15 protein-coding genes and 2 pseudogenes are annotated in these 21,214 nt (G+C 68.9%); 6 read left to right on the top strand and 11 right to left on the bottom strand.

What is annotated here, in order from left to right; translation table 11 throughout:
• Positions 1–22 precede the first annotated feature (22 nt).
• Complete coding sequence (locus OG210_RS03360; protein WP_371534958.1) at positions 23–1,624, top strand: hypothetical protein; 1,602 nt, start codon at positions 23–25, stop codon at positions 1,622–1,624.
• Between the two features lie 115 nt (positions 1,625–1,739).
• On the top strand, positions 1,740–2,015 hold the full coding sequence (locus tag OG210_RS03355; protein WP_328332576.1) for a hypothetical protein: 276 nt from the start codon (positions 1,740–1,742) through the stop codon (positions 2,013–2,015).
• Between the two features lie 67 nt (positions 2,016–2,082).
• Here the strand turns inward: OG210_RS03355 and OG210_RS03350 are convergent, their stop codons facing one another.
• Together OG210_RS03350 and OG210_RS03345 are read right to left on the bottom strand one after the other, a co-directional pair.
• Complete coding sequence (locus tag OG210_RS03350; protein WP_371534957.1) at positions 2,083–4,926, bottom strand: glycoside hydrolase family 2 TIM barrel-domain containing protein; 2,844 nt, start codon at positions 4,924–4,926, stop codon at positions 2,083–2,085.
• A 188-nt stretch (positions 4,927–5,114) separates the two neighbouring features.
• Complete coding sequence (locus OG210_RS03345) at positions 5,115–5,879, bottom strand: polysaccharide deacetylase family protein (RefSeq protein ID WP_371534956.1); 765 nt, start codon at positions 5,877–5,879, stop codon at positions 5,115–5,117.
• A gap of 406 nt (positions 5,880–6,285) precedes the next feature.
• Between OG210_RS03345 and OG210_RS03340 the strand changes: the two are divergent.
• Positions 6,286–6,613: pseudogene (locus OG210_RS03340) on the top strand (hypothetical protein); the annotation flags it as partial.
• A 255-nt stretch (positions 6,614–6,868) separates the two neighbouring features.
• On the top strand, positions 6,869–7,549 hold the full coding sequence (locus OG210_RS03335) for a DUF4232 domain-containing protein (RefSeq protein WP_328332579.1): 681 nt from the start codon (positions 6,869–6,871) through the stop codon (positions 7,547–7,549).
• A 133-nt stretch (positions 7,550–7,682) separates the two neighbouring features.
• Here the strand turns inward: OG210_RS03335 and OG210_RS03330 are convergent, their stop codons facing one another.
• A complete protein-coding gene (locus OG210_RS03330) occupies positions 7,683–7,943 on the bottom strand; it encodes a hypothetical protein (RefSeq protein WP_371534955.1) in 261 nt (86 codons plus the stop codon).
• Positions 7,944–8,605: 662 nt separating this feature from the next.
• Here OG210_RS03330 and OG210_RS03325 point away from each other — a divergent pair.
• Positions 8,606–9,367 (top strand): annotated as a pseudogene (locus OG210_RS03325) (transposase); the annotation flags it as partial.
• Positions 9,368–10,078: 711 nt separating this feature from the next.
• On the opposite strand, the gene OG210_RS03320 reads toward OG210_RS03325, so the two are convergent.
• Positions 10,079–10,354: a hypothetical protein gene (locus tag OG210_RS03320; RefSeq protein ID WP_371534954.1), complete on the bottom strand. Its 276-nt coding sequence runs from the start codon at positions 10,352–10,354 to the stop codon at positions 10,079–10,081.
• A gap of 356 nt (positions 10,355–10,710) precedes the next feature.
• Between OG210_RS03320 and OG210_RS03315 the strand changes: the two genes are divergently transcribed.
• Positions 10,711–11,487 (top strand): sensor histidine kinase, encoded by a 777-nt coding sequence (locus OG210_RS03315; RefSeq protein ID WP_371534953.1) that lies wholly within the window; start codon positions 10,711–10,713, stop codon positions 11,485–11,487.
• A gap of 25 nt (positions 11,488–11,512) precedes the next feature.
• On the opposite strand, the gene OG210_RS03310 is transcribed toward OG210_RS03315, so the two are convergent.
• From OG210_RS03310 to OG210_RS03280, 7 genes are all read right to left on the bottom strand, one after another.
• Positions 11,513–13,306 carry an ATP-binding cassette domain-containing protein gene (locus tag OG210_RS03310; RefSeq protein WP_371534952.1) on the bottom strand — a complete coding sequence of 598 codons (1,794 nt, stop codon included), beginning with the start codon at positions 13,304–13,306 and terminating at the stop codon, positions 11,513–11,515.
• Entirely contained in the window at positions 13,303–15,057 is a 1,755-nt protein-coding gene (locus OG210_RS03305) for an ABC transporter ATP-binding protein (protein ID WP_371534951.1), read from the bottom strand. The genes OG210_RS03310 and OG210_RS03305 overlap by 4 nt, the downstream gene beginning before the upstream one ends.
• 153 nt (positions 15,058–15,210) lie before the next feature.
• Positions 15,211–15,321 (bottom strand): SapB/AmfS family lanthipeptide, encoded by a 111-nt coding sequence (locus OG210_RS03300; protein ID WP_363030662.1) that lies wholly within the window; start codon positions 15,319–15,321, stop codon positions 15,211–15,213.
• Between the two features lie 65 nt (positions 15,322–15,386).
• Positions 15,387–15,497 carry a SapB/AmfS family lanthipeptide gene (locus tag OG210_RS03295; protein ID WP_371540155.1) on the bottom strand — a complete coding sequence of 37 codons (111 nt, stop codon included), beginning with the start codon at positions 15,495–15,497 and terminating at the stop codon, positions 15,387–15,389.
• 75 nt (positions 15,498–15,572) lie between these two features.
• Positions 15,573–18,230 carry a class III lanthionine synthetase LanKC gene (gene lanKC, locus OG210_RS03290; RefSeq protein WP_371534950.1) on the bottom strand — a complete coding sequence of 886 codons (2,658 nt, stop codon included), beginning with the start codon at positions 18,228–18,230 and terminating at the stop codon, positions 15,573–15,575.
• A 233-nt stretch (positions 18,231–18,463) separates the two neighbouring features.
• Positions 18,464–20,371, bottom strand: a complete 1,908-nt coding sequence (locus OG210_RS03285; RefSeq protein ID WP_371534949.1) for an FtsX-like permease family protein — start codon at positions 20,369–20,371, stop codon at positions 18,464–18,466.
• Between the two features lie 16 nt (positions 20,372–20,387).
• A complete protein-coding gene (locus OG210_RS03280; protein WP_371534948.1) occupies positions 20,388–21,212 on the bottom strand; it encodes an ABC transporter ATP-binding protein in 825 nt (274 codons plus the stop codon).
• Positions 21,213–21,214: the final 2 nt, after the last annotated feature.

Below are 21,214 nucleotides of genomic sequence, written 5' to 3'. Positions count from 1 at the left end.
GAGCGCCTGGGGAGGATCCCTCATGAAATTCCGCACCTCGAAGCTGCGTCGCGTCGCGACGCGGGCCGTATCGCAAGCCGGGGCCGTCGCGTTGGTGCTCGCCGCCGCCGGAGCGGCACAGGCCGGGCCACTGCCGGACGGCCCCGGCATGAGTCAGGCCCGCGGTTCCACCGGCCGCCCGGCCGGCCCTCACCCCGTGCCGGGCAGCGAGGTCCACAACCCGTTCATGGCGCAGGACGGGCGGAGCGCCATGCACGGCGACAGCTATGCGAGCAACACCCAGCCGCAGGAAGGTCCGTTGGGGCGCCACCCCCGGGTCACCAGTGCCGGCAAGGTCACCGACCCCGGCGAGCCCGGCCAGTGCGCGGCGGCCACGTTTCTGCGCAACGGGCTGATGGTCCTCAACTGCGGCGCCGCGTCGCACCGGCCGACCCTGCGGCTGGAAGACCCCAGCACCCTCAAGGACCTGGCGACCTACCCCCTGCCGGTCCGCCCCTCCACGTACCAGGCAGCGGCGACCCACAACCCCGCCCTGATGTTCTCCGACACCTCTGGCTCCTACTACTACCTGGACAACCACGACCGGATCGTCATCGCCGGCGCCGACCAGCGCATCCAGCGGCTGACGGTGCGGCGCACCACCTCCGGAAGGTGGGAGTTCAAGCAGGCCGACGACTGGAACCTGCGTAGCCATCTGCCGCACGACTGCGCCACCGCGGCCGACCCGGACCCGGTGGGGGAGTGCGACCCGGTGACCGCGGTCCAGCCCGACTACCGCGGTCTGCTGTGGTGGGTCAGCGACCACGGCCGCGTCGGCACCGTCAACCCCAAGACCGGCACGGTCAGGACGGCCGGCCTCACGGGCGAGCAGATCGAGAACTCCTTCTCCACCGGCCCCGACGGCGCCTTCATCGCCACCGACCACGCCCTGTACAAGATGCACGCGGCGCCGGACGGGACGCCGCGGACCGACTGGCGCGAGACGTACGACCGAGGGACCCGCACCAAGCCCGGCCAGATCAACCAGGGCACAGGCGCCACCCCCGCCCTGCTGGGCAACAGCTACGTAGGCATCACCGACAACGCAGACCCACGCATGCACGTCCTGGTCTACCGGCGCGGCAGCCACGTCAACGGCAACCGCCTGGTCTGCTCCGTTCCCGTCTTCCGGCCCGGCGCATCCGCCACCGAGAACTCGCTGACCGCGTGGGGCAACGGCTTCACGGTGGAGAACGACTACGGCTACACGTCCATCAAGAGCACCCAGGGCGGCATGAGCACCCCCGGCGGAATCACCAAGATCGAGGTCGACAAGGCGGGCGACGGCTGCAACGTCGCCTGGACCAGCAAGGAACAGTCGCCCACAGTCGTCACCAAGCTCTCCCGCTCCAACGGCCTGCTGTACGCCTACTCCAAGCCGTACAGCAGCAAGGGAGTTGACGCCTGGTACCTCACCGCCATCGACTGGCGCACCGGTACGACCCGCTTCCGTACCCTGACCGGGACCGGCGACACCTACAACAACAACTGGTCCCCGATCACCCTCGGTCCCGACGGTTCCGCCTACATCTCCACCTACAGCGGCATCGTCCGGGTCCACGACGGGGCTGGACAGAACAGTTAAGGCCTCCCGTCCGGACCGGGCCGGAACCTTGTCGGGCCGGAACCTTTCCGGAGCGGACTTCGTCCTGCCCTGTAGTCGATCAACACGCTGCGACCGTCGAAGGGGAAGAGAACAGGTGAGGGATGCCGAGGGAGACGGCGGAGGACCGCAGGAGGCCGAGAACCCGCCGATCAGCGACGAACCCTGGTGGGCCGGCCTCGGCCGGCCGGGAGGCGTACTGCTCGTCGCGGCCGGTATCGCGCTGCTGCTGTGGTTGCTGCTGACCGGGAAGACGGCCGATGGCGACTGGTCCTTCTACTACGGGGCGGGCAAGGTTCTGGCCATCGGATGCGTGGTCGCCGGCACGGGACTTGTGTCCCGCCGCCGTCGACGTGATGTGCCCCCGACCTGAGCGGGGCGGGCGAGGGCCCGGATGACGGGTATGGCCGGCCGCGGCCGGCCATACCCGGGCGTTCCGGTCAGCCGCCGAAGGTCTTCGCCGGCGGCTGGGTCGACAGCGCTGCCTTGTTGAAGGTGACGGCCAGGCCGTGTCCCCGCAGCCGGGAGGCGCGCTGATCGATCTTCCAGCCGTCGATCCGCACCCCGATGTCCTTGTGGTCGCGGACCTGACCGGTGTCCAGCCGGACCCTGACAGTGCTCGACTCGCCGCCCACCAGGTTCAGGTAGTTGTCGTCGAACGTCGCCGGCAGGATGCGTTCACCGGTCCGGGTGTCGTACACCTGCAGGTGCACCATCAGTGCCACGGCCTTGCCGATGTTCTCGACCTCCGCCGTCAGCTCGATGCTGTCCCTCCCGTGCTTCACGTCGGCCACGACGGAGACAGCGGCCGGGGCCACATCGTTCAGGCTCAGGAATCCGGCGGCCCGGTCCGGGTTCTCGATCCAGTAGAAGTTGCGGACCAGTTCGGCGCCGTGCGCGTCCTTGAACGAGAGCCGGACGAAGGCCACGTCGGAAGGTGCGCCGTTCAGCTGCGTGGCGAGGTTGCCGATCACCGTGTGGTCGGACGCCGCTGCCCCGCCGACGCGCCAGGAGGTGTTGTCGAACGCCTTCCCGTCCAGGTCGTAGAGGGTGACGGCGATGGTGCCCCGCACAGCCGCCCGGGTGTGATTGGCCACCACCACGTCGTACGTCTTGCTGTTGAGGATCACGTTGACCCGCCGGCAGGCGTGCTGGACCGCGTAGAACGACGAGTGCGCCTCCAGGTCGTGGGTGTACATCTGCCAGACGAAACTGGGCTGCGCGGGATTGGTCATCCACATGATGACGCCGGTGCGCGGGTACGGCTTGCCCGGCGAAGCGCTCTCCATGTTCGCGGCGTGCGCCTCGTAGATCGCCTTGATGCACTCGTAGTTCATCAGCTGGGACTTGCGGGCGAAGTCCGGGAGATTCTGCAGCTCGCCGTAGCGCTCCGCGGTGAGCTGCAGATAGCCCGCGCCGCCGCCGTTGCCGCCATTGCCGTTGACGTCCCGGTCGGCCCAGGAGTCGTCCGGGTGCTCCCACGACGCCTCGGGGATCATCTTCTTGATGAACTCCAGCGTCGGGATCGAGTACGAACCGACCTCGTTGTGGAACGGCGGCCAGTGCGTGCCGTCGTTGAGGCCGAAGTGGGTGCTGGGGGTGACCCAGTGGTACGGCCCGCCCGAGCTGTACCCGCCAATGGGGTTCTTGCCGGTGTCGCCGGCCGAACTCGTCAGCGAGGCGCGCTTGGGGTCCAGTTCGGCGACCAGCGCGTCCAGACCGTCGACGAGCGGCTGCGGCGGCGGGCCCTCGTTGCCGCCGCACCACAGCAGGACCGACGGGTGGTTGCGGAACCGCACGATGCAGTCCCGGATGTTGTCCAGGTCGCGGGTGACGTTCGCCGGCGCGGGGCCTTCGGTCGAGCAGAAGAAGTCCTGCCAGACGAGGATGCCGAACTCGTCGCACGCCTCGTAGAAGTCTTCGGTGCTGCTCTGGCCGTTCCAGTTCCGGATCAGGTTGAGGTTGGCCTCGCTGTGCAGCCACACCTGCTCGCGGAGCCGCTCCCGCGGGATGCGCTTGAGCGCCTCGTCCAGGCCCCAGTTGCCGCCCATCACCATGATCGGCTGGTTGTTGACGGTGATCGCCAGGCAGTCCGTCGGTGTGCCGGTCTGTGACTGGATCGGCTTGGTGTACTCGATCCGCCGGACGCCGAAGTCCACCGTCCGCTCGTCGTGGACCTGGCCGCCGGACTCGACGCCGATCGAGAGCCGGTAGCGGTGGGGGTCGCCGTACCCGTTGGGCCACCACAGCTTCGGGCGGTTCAGCCGCAGGCCGGCGATGTCCTGCGACGTCACCGTCACCGTGGACGCGCCGGCCGGCACGGTGACGGTCCGGGTGAACTCGCGGCCGTCGAGGGTGCCCCTGACCACCACGGACCGGGGTGAGCCGAAGGCGCTGTCGAGGGTGAGGCCGATCGCGATGTCGGCCGTGCTCAGATCGGCGGAGAGCGTCGGATCGACGTGCACATCGGTCAGCCGGATCTGACCCGTCGTGGACCAGGTGACCGGCTGCCAGATGCCCAGGTCCCGGTCGGGGATGGTGGGCAGCCAGTCCCAGCCCGCCGTACAGAAGAACGTCGGCCCGTTCTTCAAGGTGATCCCGGTCTCGCCTCCGTTGCGCCCGCCGCGGGTCACGCCGCTGGCGTAGCTCGGCAGCGCCGGGGGGTCGGCGTAGTCCAGCTTGCCGATCAGCACCGCGAGGTGGGCGGTGCCGTCGGCCTTCGCGATGATGTCCGTGACGTCGAAGACGCCCCGTTTGAACGCACCCTCGATGGTGCCCACCCGGGTGCCGTTGAGCCAGATGGTCCCGAGGTAGTTGATGCCGTCGAACTGCAGCCAGAACCGCTGGCCCGGGACCAGCCGCGGTACGGGGAACGCGACCCGGTACCAGTAGTCGGTGTCCTTGAGGGTGTCCGGGACCGCGTCGGTCACGATGTGGCCGTACAGCGGGTCGGGGTACTCGCCGTTGGCGATCATGCTCGTGAGCGGTGTGCCCGGCACGACAGCCGGCTTCAGACCGGCTATGCGCTGCGCGCTGGCCACCTGGTCTCCGGGCGGCGTCGTTCCGTCCGCCGCGGTGAAGGTCCAGCCGCTGGTGATCTCGTGGCTGTCGATGCAGGGGAGGTGGGCGCCTTGGGTGGCTGCGGTGCCTGCGGTGCCTGCGGTTCCTGTGGTGCCGCCCGGTGCTGCGTCGGCGATGCCGGACAGTCCGAGCGCGCCGAGAACACCACCACCGGCGGTGGCGATCCCACTGGACAGGAACCGCCTGCGATTCAACTGGGTCACGTCGCTCCCGATGCGTCGTCCGACAACGTTGTCAGCCTTGATGTGAGTTCCATGGTCGACAGGCCCCGAACCCTTTGTCAACGCCCTTGAGGCCAGGTTCGGATGCCCGTGCCGGGGAGCAAGCTGCCGGTGTGCCCGGCGTTTCGGGGCCGGGGCCACGAAACGCCGGGACTGTCCGGGGGCGGGTGTCAGCGCACCGGGAAGCCGAAGGAGTGGCCCTCTTGCTTGAGTTGGGGGAGGAGCTGACGCAGGGCCTGGACGGTCTGGGCGCGGTCGCCGCCGGCGTCGTGGAAGAGGATTGTCGGTCCGTTGGGGAGTTCTTTTTCGACGGTGGCGATGATGGTGCTGGTGCCGGGGCGCTCGAAGTCCTTGCTGTCGACGTTCCAGCCGAGGGGCCGCATGCCGTGGGAGGCGGCGAGTTTGCGGCTGTAGGGGGTGAAGGCTCCGCCGGGGGCTCGGTAGTACATGGGGCGTACGCCGCCGGAGGCTTTGGTGATCATGCGTTCCGCGTCGAGGATCTGCTGTGACTGGTAGGCCTCGGAGGCTTTGTCCATGGCGGTGTTGTGCGAGACCGTGTGGTCGCAGAGCCGGTGTCCGGCTGCGACTACCTTCTTCACGAGGTCGGGGTGGGCCTGGGCCTCTGGTCCGATCATGCAGAAGGTGGCCTTCACTCCGTACTCCTGAAGCAGGTCGAGTACTTGAGGGGTCCAGGTGGGGTCGGGGCCGTCGTCGATGGTGATGTTGACTCCGCCGGTCCCCTTGTCGGAGGCATGGGCGATGGTCGCTGCGACCGGTGTGACGTCACGGCCCGGCATGGCCGGGGCGGCTGCCTTGGGGTGGTCCGCGGAGCGGGCCTGCGCGGTCCATGCGGAGGCACCGACGGCGAGCATCGTCACCCCGAGTCCCGCTCCGAGCACCTTGCCGTACCAGCCCCGCCCACCGTGCCGTGCCATGTCCGCCCCATATCTCGCAGTCCCACGCCGATCCCGGTCACCTCGCGACCACTTGGCAGGACGAGGAATGCGGTCCGACGGATGCGTCCGTTACCGATCGCGGACAATCCCCGGAAGGATCACGGACAACTCGCCGCGAACGGCGCCCGAATTCTGCCGGTATCGCACCCGGGAGGCGCTTTGATCCGGCGGGCGGGAGAGCCGCCGGTGCGGTGCGGTGCGGTGCGGTACGGGCAAAGACGCACCTGCCGAAATGTGGGCTGACAGCACGGCATTCAGGGCTGTAGCGGGTGGTGCACTGGAGAGAACTCGGCTTCGGCGCAGAGTTCGAGGGAAGCGTCGGCGCCAGAGAAACGTCAGCGCCAGAGAATCGTCAGCGCATGGGACTGCCTGTCATCCGGTAGGAGGGCACCGGGTGCTGATCTACGCCGCGGCCGGCGGAGTCGGTCATCTCGCCGGGCGGATCGCCAAGGAGTGGGGCGCGCACGTCACGGGGAGACGAGGACACCGCCGGGGCGGCGGCCGAGAGGGCACAGGTCCGCGTCGTACTCCTGTGAGTTGAGCACGGCCAGGCCGGGATGTGCGCCGTGGCCGAGCTCGTCGCCCGGGGCAGGCTTCGTGCCCACGGCCTGGGGGAGGCGGGCCGCACCACGGGCAAGCTGGTCACTACCGTGCGCTGGGGCGTGACACCTGCGAACCGTCGTACTGCGGAAGGCCGGTGTCCTTCGCGATGAGGGGCCGCGAGGCGGTCAGGTGCCCGGTGATCCGATGCGGCGACCGGCTGTGGCAAGCAAGTTCACCCCTCAGGACCAGGCCCCGGTGGTCGAACTCGGGGGTCGGGCTGGTGACCGTACGGTGACGCGTTGGCGGACCGCGAGGTCAGTACCCCTGTGACAGAACGAAGACGTCGCTGAGGATCCCCTGTGACTCGGTGCGAGATAGAAATACACCCGACCGCATGCACCGCATCACCACTCCTGGGGAACACCATGAAGCACACGCGCATCGCCGCTCTCGCCGCCGTCAGCCTCGCCGCCACCCTCTCGCTCACCGCCTGTGGCAGCGACAACTCCGCGCAGGGCTCGGTATCCAAGGACTCCTCGTCCACCGCGGGCTCCTCCTCCTCGGACAACCAGTCGTCCTCGGACACCGGCTCGAAGTCGCAGAGCAACTCCGGCTCCGACGGCTCGCAGGCCGACAACGCGAAGTCGGGCTCCGGTCAGGGCACCGCGGCAGAGACAACCTCGAACGGCACGGCGGCCGGCGGCAAGACCACGTTCTGCAAGACCAAGGACCTGGCCATAGACGCCGCGCCCGACTCGGCGGACCCCGGCAGGGTCAACATCACCATGATGAACCGGGGGGCGACCACCTGCTCGGCAACAGGCTTCGCGGGCGTCGACATCAAGGACGCCGACCACACTTCGAACCCCATCGAGCGCGGCCACGCCCAGCCCCGTATCACCACCCTCAAGCCCGGCGACGCCGCTGTCTTCGACATCGCCTACACCGCCGACAACAGCGGCAACAGCCTCTCCTCCCCGACCAACATCCTGGTCACACCCCCGAACGAGACCCACACCGTGACCCTGAACTGGCCCACCGGCGCAAGCGACATCAAGGGCGCCTACACCGACGTCCAGGTCTACCCCACCCACACCGTCAACTGAGCCGTGATACCCGCAGCCGGCACGTTGGAGCCGAGTCGGCCGCGCACGGTGATACGTGCGTGCCCTCGCCTCGCATTTATGCCAGCCAGGAGGGGCGTGACGGTGTTGTCTCCGACGTTGTCTCCGACGGCTTTCAGATGTTGCGGAAGAGACCAGTCAGCACGGTGACCTGCAACGATGGGGCCCGTTCCCGCAGCCGGTCGGCCAGCGGTTCCGGAACCAGACCAGAGGTGATCTGGCGGCCCAAGTCTGCGGCTGCTGACTGGAGTTGATGTGCGTGAGTGTCGATGCGGGCAATGCTCGCGAAGTTGGCCTTGCAGCGGTCCAGCTGAGAGTCTCGCTCTTCGCGTTGCGGCCGGGATTGCCGCCGCCTGGCGGCCCCGATGATGAGCATGGGTGTTCACCCACTCGATGAACAACTCGATGCGGTTGCCTATCGTGGCGATCGCCAGCGACCTGCCGCTGCGGCGCTCGGACTGGAGCGGATCGTGGACGTCGATCGCGAACAGCAGTCCGTGCATGCCGAGTTGCTTCAGCACCGCACTGCCGTGACGACCTGCGGGACCGTCGCCCAGGGGGCTTGGCGAACGACCCCGGCGGATTGGTGATTGCCGTCCTCGGCGCGGGCGACTTTGAACTGCCGGGCATGGATGAGATGCCTCAGGGCCAGGGCCAGGGTCGGGGCCAGGATCCGTGGCGGTTGGCGGTTGGCGGTTGGCGGGAGCGCGGTTCGGTGCCCGGGGTTTCCGTCGGCCTCATGTCTTTCAACGCGGTTTATCGCAGGCCGCCTTCGCGGGCAGTGGGCTCCATGGCGCTGAGAGATGTCCAGGGCGCATTGCGGGCGCAGGTGGTGGCGGATTCTGCTCAGGCCCGCGCGGAACGAGGAAGGTGGGTAGCGGCACGGATTTCTGCCGGTGTACCTGACAAACTGTGGGCCGCTCCCAAGGGCGACCCAAAGCCTAACTGGTGCCGCATCAGGCAACGTTCGCCCTGTTGTGATGTGACGCGCCGCCCGGGTCCTGGCCCTGGGCAGCCCACGGGCGTCAGGCTGTGCGGGTGGCAGACCGAGTACACGTGCGTGAGATCGACGACGAGGGCAGTCGGCTGCTGCGGGTCATCCGCTGGGGCACCGGGTCGGTGTGACCTGGCGGGGGGCGCAGATGGTGCTGCTGTCCGCGCAGGGCATGCCGGTGGCGAAGATTGCCGAGGTGTCGTTCACCGGCGACGACCGGGTCCGGGATGTGGTCCACAACTTCAACGCCGACGGCTTCGATTTTGCTCTATCCGAAGTACAAGGGTGGCCGGCCCAAGACGTTCACGCTGCCCGAGCGACGTGAGATCAAGAAGATCGCGAAGTCCGAGCCGACCGAGCACGACCTGCCGTTCTCCACCTGGAGTCTGACCAAGCACAAGGACCCCGACCGCGAACCGCGCCGACGGCGGGCAAACCACAACCGCTACGGCGGGGTACGACACCTGTTCGCCGCACTCGACCTGACCAACGACAAGCTCTACGGTCACATCAAGCCCATCGTGCGGCGCACCCAGTTCCTGGAGTACTGCCGCTACCTGCGCTCGCTCTACCCACCGACGGTGCGGATCGCGATTGTCTGCGACAACTTCTCACCTCACCTCACCTGACCACGAAGAAAGTGCCAGCGGGTCGGCACCTGGGCGGCAGCTAACAATGTCGAGATCGCCTACACCCCTACTAACTCCTCCTGGCTGAACCGCATCAAGGCCCAGTTCGCAGCCCTGCGCTACTTCACCCTGGACGTCACCGACCATGCCGGCCGCAAAGAGCTGCGCACCATTGTCACGAATAGGAGCCAGCGCGTATTAGCGGGCCATCGTTTCTGGTCATCTCACTACTGTTCAACTCGTCCATATCCAGGTCTGGTACGTCATCTTCCGACAGGTCCTCCCCGAATGCCTTGATGGCTTCAGACTCTGATCTGCTCAAGAGAATTGGATTGATGGTGCCGCACTCCACCCTGGTAAGCAGCTCGTGTGGGGTTATCCGCTTCGCGAAAACAACGCAATATCCATTCTCGTAAAGTTGCGAGTTCGGGAATGTTTCTGCATTCATTAAAAGTCTCCAAAATTAGATGCAATATGGCGGTAATTCCCGGTCCTTCGTTGGCAGGCCGGAAATTACCGCCATATTATTGCCAGTAGACTACTGGTTGTTCCCGGCGTCTACCCAGTAGGCGTCCGCCGTGGTGCGTGCGGCAGGGTGGCGCGCGGCTACGTCCTGAGCGAGGCGGCTGCACGGCCACCTGGAAGTCGGACCGCTGCATCGACACGGTGGCGGCGGCGACTTTCCGAGGGCCTCGCCGGGGTCGGTACCAGGGGCAGCATGTAGATGTCCAGGCCCGGATCGTGCCGCCAGCCATGCTCTTCCAGGATGGCTCGGCCGCCGAGAGCGGAGGAATGGTCGGCGGTGGCGGCGACCATGCCGAGCTGGGGGTGTTCGCCGAACGCGACGTCCGGCTCCACGTGCGCGGGGCGGTCGCGGACTGGCCCGGGTCAGGAGGCGAGCGAGGGGTCGAACGCGATGTCCGCGTCCACCTGGTAGCCGGCCTTGCGCAGCAGAGCAACGGCCCGGGTGGTACAGCCCTGTCCATCGTTCTGCTGATCGGCCAGCGAGTACAGCGCGGAGTGACCCGGGACGGGGTGGAAGTCGAATCCCTTCAACATCCATGCATTGGCGGCGAGTTGCCTGGGGCTGGTGGCGGTAATGCCGAAGTCGGGGTGGTGGCCGACTGCGATGTCGGGAAGCTGGTCGTGCTCGGGGGCGGGCATGGCGGATCCATCCGGTGCGGGCTCGGGAAGCGGGGCGATCGAGGGCCGCGATGGTTCTGCTGGTACTGGACATGGGGCACTCCGAGGCGGGATGCGGTCAGCGACCGGGATGGAATAGGGCGGAGGGGAGGGCGGCTGCGCGGGGCGTATAGCGGAATCTGCCGACGGTGGTGTGGGAGCCGTGCGCCGGGCGGTCGGCGAGGTTGCGCGAGCAGCGTTCACGCGGGGAGAGGCAGGCTCCCGCAGGGTGGTTCGGTCCTCCCGGACCGGGATCTTGTCGGGGTGCGCCGTGTGGCGGTCGGCCAGGACGCCGCGTATCGCTCGAATCTGCGTCGTGTAGGAGTCCTCTGCTGGGCATGGCGATCGTGCTGCGGCCGGTGTCGGTCTCGGTGCGGCAGTCCACCACCAACATGGCGCTGCTCTTCGCCCCGGCGGCGGTCACGGCGCTGGGCATCGGCCTCGGTATGCGCCTGCTCCTGGTGGACCGGCGGCGGCAGGCGGCGGCCCTCCGCCTCGAACAGCGCGCGGAGTTCGCCAGGGACCTGCACGACTTCGTCGCCCACCACGTGACCGGCATCGTCGTACAGGCGCAGGGAGCCCAGGTGATGGCCGGCCGGCGGCCCGAACTCGTACCGCCCGCGCTAGAGCGGATCGAACAGGCCGGTTCGGAGGCACTGACCTCGATGCGGCACATGGTGGGGATGCTGCGCGACACCGAAGGCGAAGTAACGCTGACACCGCTGGCGGGCATCGGTGAAGTGCGTACGCTCGTCGCGGAGTTCTCGGCCGTCGGCGGGGCCCGGGCCCGGCTCGAACTGGAAGGGGCCTTCGACGATCTGCCGGTCGAGGTGACCACGACCGCGCACCGGGTGGTGATGGAGGCCCTCACCAACGTACGCAAACACGCCCACGGATGCACCGAAGTGCGGGTGCGCGTGGATCGCTCGGGAAACCGGCTCACCGTACGGGTCAGCGACGACGGGCGGCCGTGCCACGTTTCCCAGAAGGGCTTCGGGCTGAAGGGTCTGGCCGAGCGGGCGGGCCTGATCGGCGGAGACGTCCAGGCGGGCCCGGTGGCGGCAGGCGGCTGGGGCGTCGAGGCGACGCTCCCCTGGTCCCCGGCTCGCGCCTGAGTCCCTGATACAGGTCCGTTCCGTGTCATGGAGTGGTGCTGATCGGGGACCACAAGCCGACGAGATCGCGGTAGAGACCGGATTCCGCGAGCATGTGCTCGTGGCTTCCTATGCGCGGGGTGCCCCCGTCCAGGACCATCACCCGGTCCGCGGCCCGCGCGGAGCTGATCCGGTGAGCGACGACGACCAGGGTGCCCGGGCGCTCCCGCATGATGCCCTCGGCTCGGGCCTCCGTGGCCGGGTCCAGGTGGCACGTCGCCTCGTCCAGGACGGTCAGCCGGGCCGGTGAGAGGTACGCACGTATCAGAGCGATCAACTGGCGTTCACCGGAGGAGAGTTGACTCGGCAGGAGGGGGCCGTCGTAGCCACCCGCCTCCGAGACCAGGCGGTCGACGCCGAACGCTTCGACCGCGTGGTCCAGCAGGTGATCGTCCGTCGGGCCGTCCGTCAGGTACAGGAGGTTCTCCCGGAGTGTCCCGGTGAAGACGTACGCCTCCTGGGGCAAGTAGGTGCGGATCAGACCCTGTTGGCGAGGCGTGAGAGTGGTGAGACTGACGCCGTCGAGGCGGATCTGGCCGTGTGTGGGGCTGTTGGTGCCGGCCAGCAAGGAGGCCAGTGTGGACTTGCCGATGCCACTGGGGCCGACGACTGCGATGTGTTCCCCGGGATTCACGCGCAGGCCGATACCGCTGAAGACCTCGTTCGTACCCCCGGCGTAGGAGAAGGACACCGAATCCAGGGCCACCGCGACTCCGGCGCTCTCCTGCCCGACACCGGTGCGGGGGTCGGGAACGGCAGACACGCGTGGGGTGGCGGGCGGCGGGAGTGCGGTGCCACGGCCGGCCTCCTCCGGCTGCGATTCCTGGTCCCTGAGCAGTCGGCCGAGCGTGACGAACAGCCTGATGCCGGTGGTGCCCACTCCCTGGACCAGTGCTTGCACCGCCGGGCGGAGATTCTGCGCGATGTAGGTCAGTACGCCGAGCACCGCGCCCGCGCTCATCGCACCGGCGCCCCATCGGACCCAGAGCAGGACCAGGACGAGCGGCAGCCAGCCCCCCACGCCGAGGGCGAGCGTGCGCAGCGCGGCGAGGCGGGCGAGCGCGATCTCCGCCTGCGCGTTCTCGCGCGCCGCGTCGTCGACGCGGCGCAGTGCAGGTTCCTCCAGGCCGTAAGCGGTGATGTCACGCAGGCCCGCGGAGAGCCGCCAGGCTTCGTGGGCCAGGGACTCGGTCGCCACGATGCTGCGTACCTGAGCGCGGACCACACCGCGCAGGGAGACGACGTAACAGCCGACCCCGAGGACCACCGGGGCGAAGACCAGCAGCCCTGCCGTGGGTTCAAGCGTGAGGGTGCCGATGCAGACGCCGACGAAGGAGAAGGCGAACCGGCACACCACGGACAGCAGGCTGCCGGCCGCCTCACGCACGATTTCGACCTGGCGGGTGAGTCGCGCGACACCCGAGCGGTCCTGCTGCATGCGGCTGCCGGTCAGCGCGTGCCGCAGGGTGGTCTCGACGGTGCGGGTCACCAGCGTGTCCCGCAGCGGCTCGACGATCACCGCGGTGGTCAGCAGCACCCCGCGGGCCCCGAACGCGCCCACGGCCGAGGCCAGGGCGAGGACGGCCAGCCAGGCGACACCAACGAGCGGTTCACCGGCCAGGAACCCCTGGTCGACCGCCGAGGCCACGGCGCGACCCGCGAGGAAGGCGGGCAAGGACTCCACACCGGCCCACAGCAGAAAACGGATCAACGGGCCCCGGTCGCCGCGCAGTCGCTGCCACAGGAACACCCCCGCAGCGCGACCGCCGGACCGGGTCATCGCCCGGCTCCTGCCGCGCCCGGAGCCGTGCCCGGAGCCGCGCCGGACTCTGCCCTCTCCTGGAACACGGCCCGATAGCCGGGCAGATCCCACAGCCCGCTGTGTGTACCGACCGCCCGCACGTGGCCGGCCTCCAGCCAGACCACGGTGTCCGCACGGGCCGCGCTCGAGGCGCGGTGGGCGACCATCACACGGGTGGCCCCCGAGGTGTCGGTGGCCAACGCCCGGTCGATCTCGTGTTCCGTCGCCATGTCCAGGCTCGACGTGGCGTCGTCGAGCAGCACGAGCCGCGCGGGCCGTACGAACGCCCGGGCCAGACCTATCCGCTGCATCTCCCCGCCGGACAGGACCACGGACTCGACCTCGGTCCGGTATCCGTTCGGCATCCTCTCGATGAAGGACGCGGCGCGGGCGAGCCCGGCGGCACGGGCCACGTCGTCGAGCGTGGCGTGCGGTGCGCCGGCGGCGATGGTGTCCGCGATGTCCATGCCGACCAACTCGGGCCTTTCGAAGGCGAACACGACACAGCGGCGGAGAGCCGCTCTGGTCAGTTGACGTACTGGCACACCGTCCAGGAGAACTTCCCCCTGGTCGGGGTCGAGGAGACGGCCCATCAGCGCGGCCACCGTCGACTTGCCCGACCCCGACCGTCCGACCAGGGCCAGCAGTTCTCCGGCCTGTACGGAGATGTCGATGCCGGAGAGGAGGGACCGGCCGTCACGTCGTACGGCCGTACCCTTGAGTTCGACGCCCACGCCTGCTGTCGGCGCCCCCGTCGGCTCCGGCAGGGTCGAGCCGCCATACGCCATGGGCGCCAGCGCCGTGTAGGCGTGCAACTGATCCGCTCCTGCCCGGGCCCGGGCGAGTTGGTTGACGAAGAGCAGGGACATACCGAGGCCGGTTCCCATGGCTGCGTACTCCGAGACGGCCAGCAGCTGTCCCGCGGAGATGCGCCCGCGTCCGAGTGCGAGGCCGGCCGTGGCCAGGACCGCGACATGCAGGAGAGGGAAGAGCACGTTTCCCCGGGCGGCGGTCCTGGCCTGCAGTCGCCAGAGCGCGTCCCCACTGCGGCGCAGCCTGGGCAGCGGCTCCACGACGCGGGCCACCTCCCGCTCCAGGGTGTGGGACGCGGCGATGGTGCGGGCTCCTCCGAGCGCTTCCGCGAGCCGGCTGGAGACCGTGCTCTGCTCCTCCAGGTAGCGGGTGATCAGGCGTGAGCTGTCGGCGGCGAACGACCTGAGGCACCAGGCGACGATGGGCAGTCCGCAGCTGAAGACGAGCCCGACCCAGACATCCGTCCGCCAGAGCATGACCAGGCTCACCAGCGCGGGAAGCAGGGAGAGCACCAGCCACACCGCGGCGTTGCTCCCCATGGCTGCCGCGCCCGCGCCTTCCAGCAGCTGGGCAGCGAAGCCGCCGGGGCCCCGTGCCGTCTGCGCGTGGGGCCCGGCGCCCACGAGCCGGGCGGTGGCCAGCCGCCGGAGGAAGAGTGCGGAACGCGCCTGCACCACGCCCGCCGTGTAGTCGCTGTACGTCTCGGAGACCACGTAGACGACGACCAGCGCCCCGCACACCCCCAGCCACCGCGTGAAATCGTCACCGCCGACGAGACCGTCGACCGTCTCGCCGAGGACGGCCGGCAGCGCGAGCTGGGCGGCGGCGCTCACACAGCCGGTGACGAGGAGCACGGTCGTACCGCCGGCCTGCGCCCGTGCCGCGGTGCGCAACAGCCGTGTTCCCGTACCACCCATCACCCGTCTCCCCCTCGCTTCCGCGGATCGTCAAGGCCGTGGACCGGCCCTGGACGCGGCCAGCGCCTCGGGGGGACTCTGAGTCTCCCCGAGGCGCTGCCGGACGACCGGGTGACGGTCATGGAATGCCGCTCACCCGGACGGACTACTCGATCAGTTACAGCCCACCCAGCTGTGGCTGGAGCAAGCCAGGCTGTTCGAGCTGCCCAGCGGCTGCGCGGACGTGTCGGGCAGCTCGAGGCCCTGCAGGTCGAGGATCGCCATTGGTCTTCCCTCCTCTCGGTTCATCTCTCGTCGTTACGGCCGGTGCGGCCGTGACCGACGTGGGTTCAGTTGCAGAAGATGTAGCTGGAGTTGCTGCAGTTCTTGCTGTTGCCGCTCATGGGCGCCATATCGTCGCCCTCAGGCAGCTCCAGTCCCTGGAGGTCGAGCAGTGCCATCGGATTCACCTCCCTTCGGCTGATCGGCTGGTGGGAACCCGCCCATCGGGTGGGCGGGAGCTTCGGGGGCGCCGCCTACCGCCGTCCCGCTGTCCGTGCCGGGAAGGCGGCGGGCCGCTCCGGCGTGGCGGAAGGGGCGGCGGTGAGGAGGGGCAGTCCGGGGTGGTTGCGGCCCAGCGCCACTGCCAGGGCGGTGAGCACGCCGGCGTCGCCGGTGGCCAGGTCCATGGACAGGCGCATGAGCATCTCGCCCGGGAAGGCGAGGCCGTCCCCGTAGGACAGGGCGTGCAGGTTGAGGAGGCCGAGCTGGCGGTCGAGATCGCCGCGGCTCCGCTCGCTGGGACGCGTCCTGTCGCGTTCGGCGAGGTACAGGATGATCCCCGCTCGCCCGTTGAACAGGTCGGACTGCACGTAGAACTGGGACGAGGCGGCTTCCGCGATGGCGTCCGATGCCGCGACCAGCCGGTCGTCGCGGTCGTGCCGCAGGTACTGGTCAAGTACGAGACCGATGCCGACGCTTCCTGTCGCGAGGTACGGCATGGTGCGCCACCCCTCGTTCACCTGCATCATCCCGTTGTCGCGGGTGACGCAACGGCGGAGATCCTGCTCAAGGGCCTTGCGGGACAGCGCGAGGGCCGCGGTGTCGCCGGTGCTCTCGTACAGGCGCAGGAAGAAGAGGGCGGGGCCGGACGAGCCGCGCATCAGCCCGGCGTAGGGGCGCCCGCCGCCGCTGGTCGTAGCGACGGAGTCGACCGTGCCCAGCCGTTCGCCGATCAGCTCGGCGGCGTGCAGCGCGGCTTGCAGATACTCCGTGTCGCCCGTCCGCCGGCTGAACGCCAGGAGATTGAGCCCGATGCCGGCGAGACCGCCCTTCAGGTCGGTGCCGAGGAGCTCCCACTTCTCCTTGAGGCACAGCGCGACGAGCTCGCGGGCGGAGTCCTCGTCACCCAGCCTCAACAGGGTGTGGGCCACCCCGTGCATCCCGTCGTACAGGCCGAGCCGGTCCTGCGGTCTCGGCGCCAGGGCGCGGTGGGCGAGCCACGTCCCGTACTCCTGTGGGTAGTCGACCCCCGCGTCGGCCAGTGCGAGGAGCACTCCGGCGGCGCCGTGCGCGAGGTTCAGGGCTCCGGTGTGGAACTGCTCGATGTCACCGGGGAACAGCCTGTCGTCGCGTGCCGGGGTCGCGCTGTGGAGGATGGCCCGGCCGAGCGCGTCGCGCAGGTGCGCCCAGTCGGCTGGATCGGCTGTGATCCGCGGTATCCGGTCCAGTGCGGTCCGCGCCGGAGGCGCGGACGCCGACGTCGGCTTCCGGCCGGTTCCGGTGATTCTCTCGACGGCTTCCTCCAGATAGCCGTCGGGCAGGGAGAACACCTGCCGAATCTGTTCCGTGAAGTGGTGTGCCTTCCCGAAGTCGTGCCGCAGCAAGGTGGTGAGCGGCATGAACAGCGAGAGCCGGAGACAGCCGAGGGCGTAGTGGTCGTGGTCGAATCCGACGCGGTCGGCGGGTGCGGCGAACGCGGGGTTCACCAGGCTGGGCTTGGCTCCCTCCGCAGCGTCCGACGACACTTCGTAGTCGATCAGCGAGACTCTGCCGTCCTCGCCTACCAGGATGTTGAACGGGTGCAGATCTCCGAAGACGATGCCGCGTCCGTGGATCTGGGCGACGGTCGCTTCGATCTGCCGGGAGACGTCGAGAGCCCATCGCGTGTAACGGGCTGCTTCGGCGGCGCTGGTCGCACGCTCGTTGAGCGGGTAGCGCAGAGCGAAGGTCTTGCTGAGTGTTTCCCCTTCGATGAACTCCTGCACGAGGAAGTGGTGGCCACCCCACTCGAAGTAGTCGATGAGTTCGGGTACTCCCTCGATGCCCTTGAGGCGCTCCAGGATCTCCCTCTCGTGCTGGAGGCGTTCCACGGCATCAGCGGAGTCCATGGTGAGGCCGGCGTGGGGGCGTGCCTCTTTGAGGATCACCTTGCGCCCGTTCTCGCGGTGCCGCGCCTCGTACAGGCCGCCCCCGTTGGAGAAGTGCACGGCGCGCTCGACGGTGTAGGCGATGTCGTCCGTCGTGCCGTCCTTGCGCGCCTCGATGTGCGGCATGAGGAACTCGGGCACGGAGACCCACGCCGGCACGTGGAAGACCGGGTCGCGGCGGTCCGGCACCAGGGTTCCCCGGTCGTCCTCGATGGCCCCGACCAGCGCACCCGTGTCCGATATGCAGTGCCGCTCGATGAAGCCCCCGTAACGCACGTACAGGGGGCCGTTCCCCCACCGCAGATCACTGAGGATGTAGGGGCCCTGTTGGCCGTCGAGCTCGACGCCGAGCTCCTCCAGAGTGGTACGCAGAATTCGCTCGTCCAGCGGGTACAGCGTGATGAACTTTCCGCTGGAGCCGCGGTCCGAGTACTTCAGGTTCCTGTTCCGCAGAACATGTCGACCGGACAGATACTTGAAGGATATCTCGCGCGGCAGGCAGTAGTCGTACACGGCTTCCAGGATCGAATCCGCATTTCCACCGTGTGCCGAGACGTGGATTTTCCATCCCTGCATCGGGAGCTGCTGCGCGGGCGGGTTGCAGACGGTCCAGTCCTCCTTTGCGAACTTGCGCCATCCAGTGGGAAGTTCGGTGGAGCCCGCAGGGAAGGAGAGCTTTTCGAGATCTTCAGCGGTTGCCTTCTGGTCCGGCAGGTCGTAGAAATAGCGGTCTGCTAGGCAGTAGACGTCATAGCGCTTGTCCACTATTCCTCCTGGAATCTCCCGGGTTGTTGTGCCGACAGGTAATATTTTCGGTCAGAGGGTGGGTGCCGGACAAGTGTGTTCCGCATGGTTGTGCGCATGGATTTCACACGACGGAAGTCTTTCCATGGATTTCCCATGGCGTGCGCTCATCGCCGCAGAAAGCCGCCGGCCCGAGCGGTGGAATCCGCTCGGGCCGGCGGCCGTCCGACTTTCGGTCTGTGCCGCCGAGCCGCCTACTCGGCCCCGCGCAGGGCGCTGGTGGGGCGCTGCCGGAGGGCGATGCTGGTGGTGGAGACACCGGTGGCGAGTGCGAGGATGCCGGCGCCGCCCAGGATGAGGGCGAGGGTGGTGCCCGCGAGCTGCGGGCGGGCCGATCCGGTCAGCGCGTGACTGAACACGGCGAGGACGGCCCCGGCGACCAGCGCTCCGACCAGAAGCGCGGCCAGGACGATCACCGCGTTCTCCAGGCGCACCATGCGGGCGACTTGTCTGCGAGTGGCGCCGACGAGGCGGAGGAGGGCGAACTCGCCCGAGCGTTCCATCGTCGTCATCACCAGGGTGTTCACGACCGAGATCGAAGTGAAGACCGTCACCACCACCAGGAGCAGATAGGTGGCGATCATGGAGGCATCCTGCCGGCGCAGCGCCTCGGCCCGGTAGGCGTCGCGGTCGAGTACCCGCCAGGACGGCTTCTCGCGGCGCAACTCGACCAGACCATGGGCGAGTTGTTGCCGCCGGCCGGGCTTGGCCCGCACGTACACAGCATCCTGGAGCAACTGCCCGCCCAGGTGCCCGGCGGTCAGTCCCTGGGGAATCACGGCCTCGCCGAAGCCGCGGGAGCGGCTGTACACGGCCGCGACCCTGACCTTCTCCGTCCGGTCGTCCTCCATGGCCAGCCGCACCTCGTCACCGGCCCGCACATGGGCCCGGTGCGCCAGGTCCCTGCTCAACGCGACGTCCCGTGGCCCCAGTCCGTGGATCGTGCCCTGTACAACGCCCAGGTCGAGGACCTCGTCCAGCGGGCCTCCGGTGACGGCTTGCGCGATACCGCCGGGCCCCGGTTGCGACGCGTCGTCGCCGACGGGAACCGTCACATAGGTGCCCGTGGTGCCGAGCACGGCACCAGCCCCCTGAGTCTTGAGGAGAGTTCGGGCAGCGGTGGCCGGCAGTCCGTTGCCGTTGCTCTGGACCACCTGATCGGCCATCATGCGCTGCCCGTCCTGCTCCTGCTGCTCGTGCCACTTCATCTGCGGTACGAACAGCGCTACGGCAGCGAAGGCGACGGTGAGGGCGAGCGGAGTGGCCGCGGCACCCAGCCGGCGGTAGCCCGCGACGAGGTTGGTCCTCACCAGGAGACCGACCACGGGGAACAGGGCCTGACACAGCAGGCCGAGCCCGGCGCCCGCCAGCTTCCCGATCCAGGGGGCGAGCAGCCCCACGGCGACCATCAGCACCATGACCATCGCCACAGCGCTGTTCGCCGCGTCGGACCCCCCGGAGCTTCCGATCGCCGCGAGTCCCCAGACGCCTCCGCCCAGGACCGCGAGACCGCAGCAGGTACGCACCACACCTGCCCGGCGGCGCGGCAGGGAGGCCTCGCCCAGCGCCTGTACGGCGTGCACCCGGGAGGCCCTTCTGCCGCTGCTCCACACCGCGGCTTCGGCGGTCACCCAGCAGATCAGCAGGGCGGTCAGGATACTCAGCGGGCCGAAGTGGAGAGGGAAGGCGTCCGGGATCATGTCCTGGGCGACCAGCCAGGCGCGCAGGCCCCCGGCGAGCAGCACGCCGAGTCCGCACCCGGGGACGGCGGCGACGACGGTGACGACCAGCGCCTCGTACCCGATGAGTCTGCGGACCTGACCGGGTGTCGCGGCGACGGCTCGCAGGAGGGCGATCTCCCGCATCCGCTGCTGGACGGAGAGGGAGAACGCGCCCCCTACCGCGAATGCCATGACGAACAGGCAGACGAAGCCGAAGGGTACGACGAAGGACACCACATCCGCGCCACCCTGGACGGGAGTTGCCCTGCTTCCGGCGTCCAGCAGTACCCCGCAGGCGGTGATCAGCACCTGTGCGCAGACCATGGCCACGAAGGACCCGGCGAAGGAGACCTTCCGGGTACGGATGGTCCACCATGCCAAGAGGAGAAGCATTTCTTCAGGCCCCCAGTCGCGCCATGCGCTCGGCGATGGCACCGGCCGAAGCACCGTGCAGCACCTCGGTGATGCGTCCGTCCGTCAGGACCAGGACGGCGTCCGCGTACGAGGCGGCCACCGGGTCGTGGGTGACCATCACGACCGTTTGGCCGATGTCGGCCACGAGGCCTCGGAGCAGTTCGAGTACCTTGCGGGCCGATGTGGTGTCCAGGGCTCCGGTGGGCTCGTCGGCGAAGACCACCTCAGGGCGGGTGATGAGCGCACGGGCGATCGCCACCCGCTGCTGCTGACCGCCGGAGAGTTCACCCGGCCGGTGCCCGCGGCGATCAGTGAGCCCGGTGTATTCGAGCAGTCGCTCCAGCCAGGGGCGGTCGAGCCGGATGCGGCGGCCCGCCAACCGCACGGGAAGGGTGATGTTCTGCTCGGCTGTCAGCGCGGGGAGGAGGTTGAACCCTTGGAATACGAAGCCGACCCGCTCCCGTCGCAGCATCGTCAGCTCGCGCTCGCCCAGAGGGCCCAGCTCACGGCCACCGATCTCGACGGTGCCCTGGTCCGGGCGCTCCAGACCGGACGCGCAGTGCAGGAATGTGCTCTTGCCCGAACCGGAGGGGCCCATCACAGCGGTGAACGTTCCGTACGGCAACTCCGTGGTGACCCCGTCGAGTGCCGTCACGGCGGAGCGCCCACTGCCGTGCACCTTGCGCACCGCGCTGAGACGCACTGCCCAGGGACGCTGTCCAGGTGTCGCCTCGCCACCGCCCGGTGGCCGGTTGTGCGCCGATGCGCCCAGGTGAAGACCGGCTCCAGCGCCTGCGTGCTCGTTCACGT

Origin of the sequence: Streptomyces sp. NBC_00466 (genome assembly GCF_041433995.1) — a bacterium.
Lineage (GTDB): Bacteria > Actinomycetota > Actinomycetes > Streptomycetales > Streptomycetaceae > Streptomyces.
This window is presented reverse-complemented; position numbering and strand designations above follow the sequence as displayed.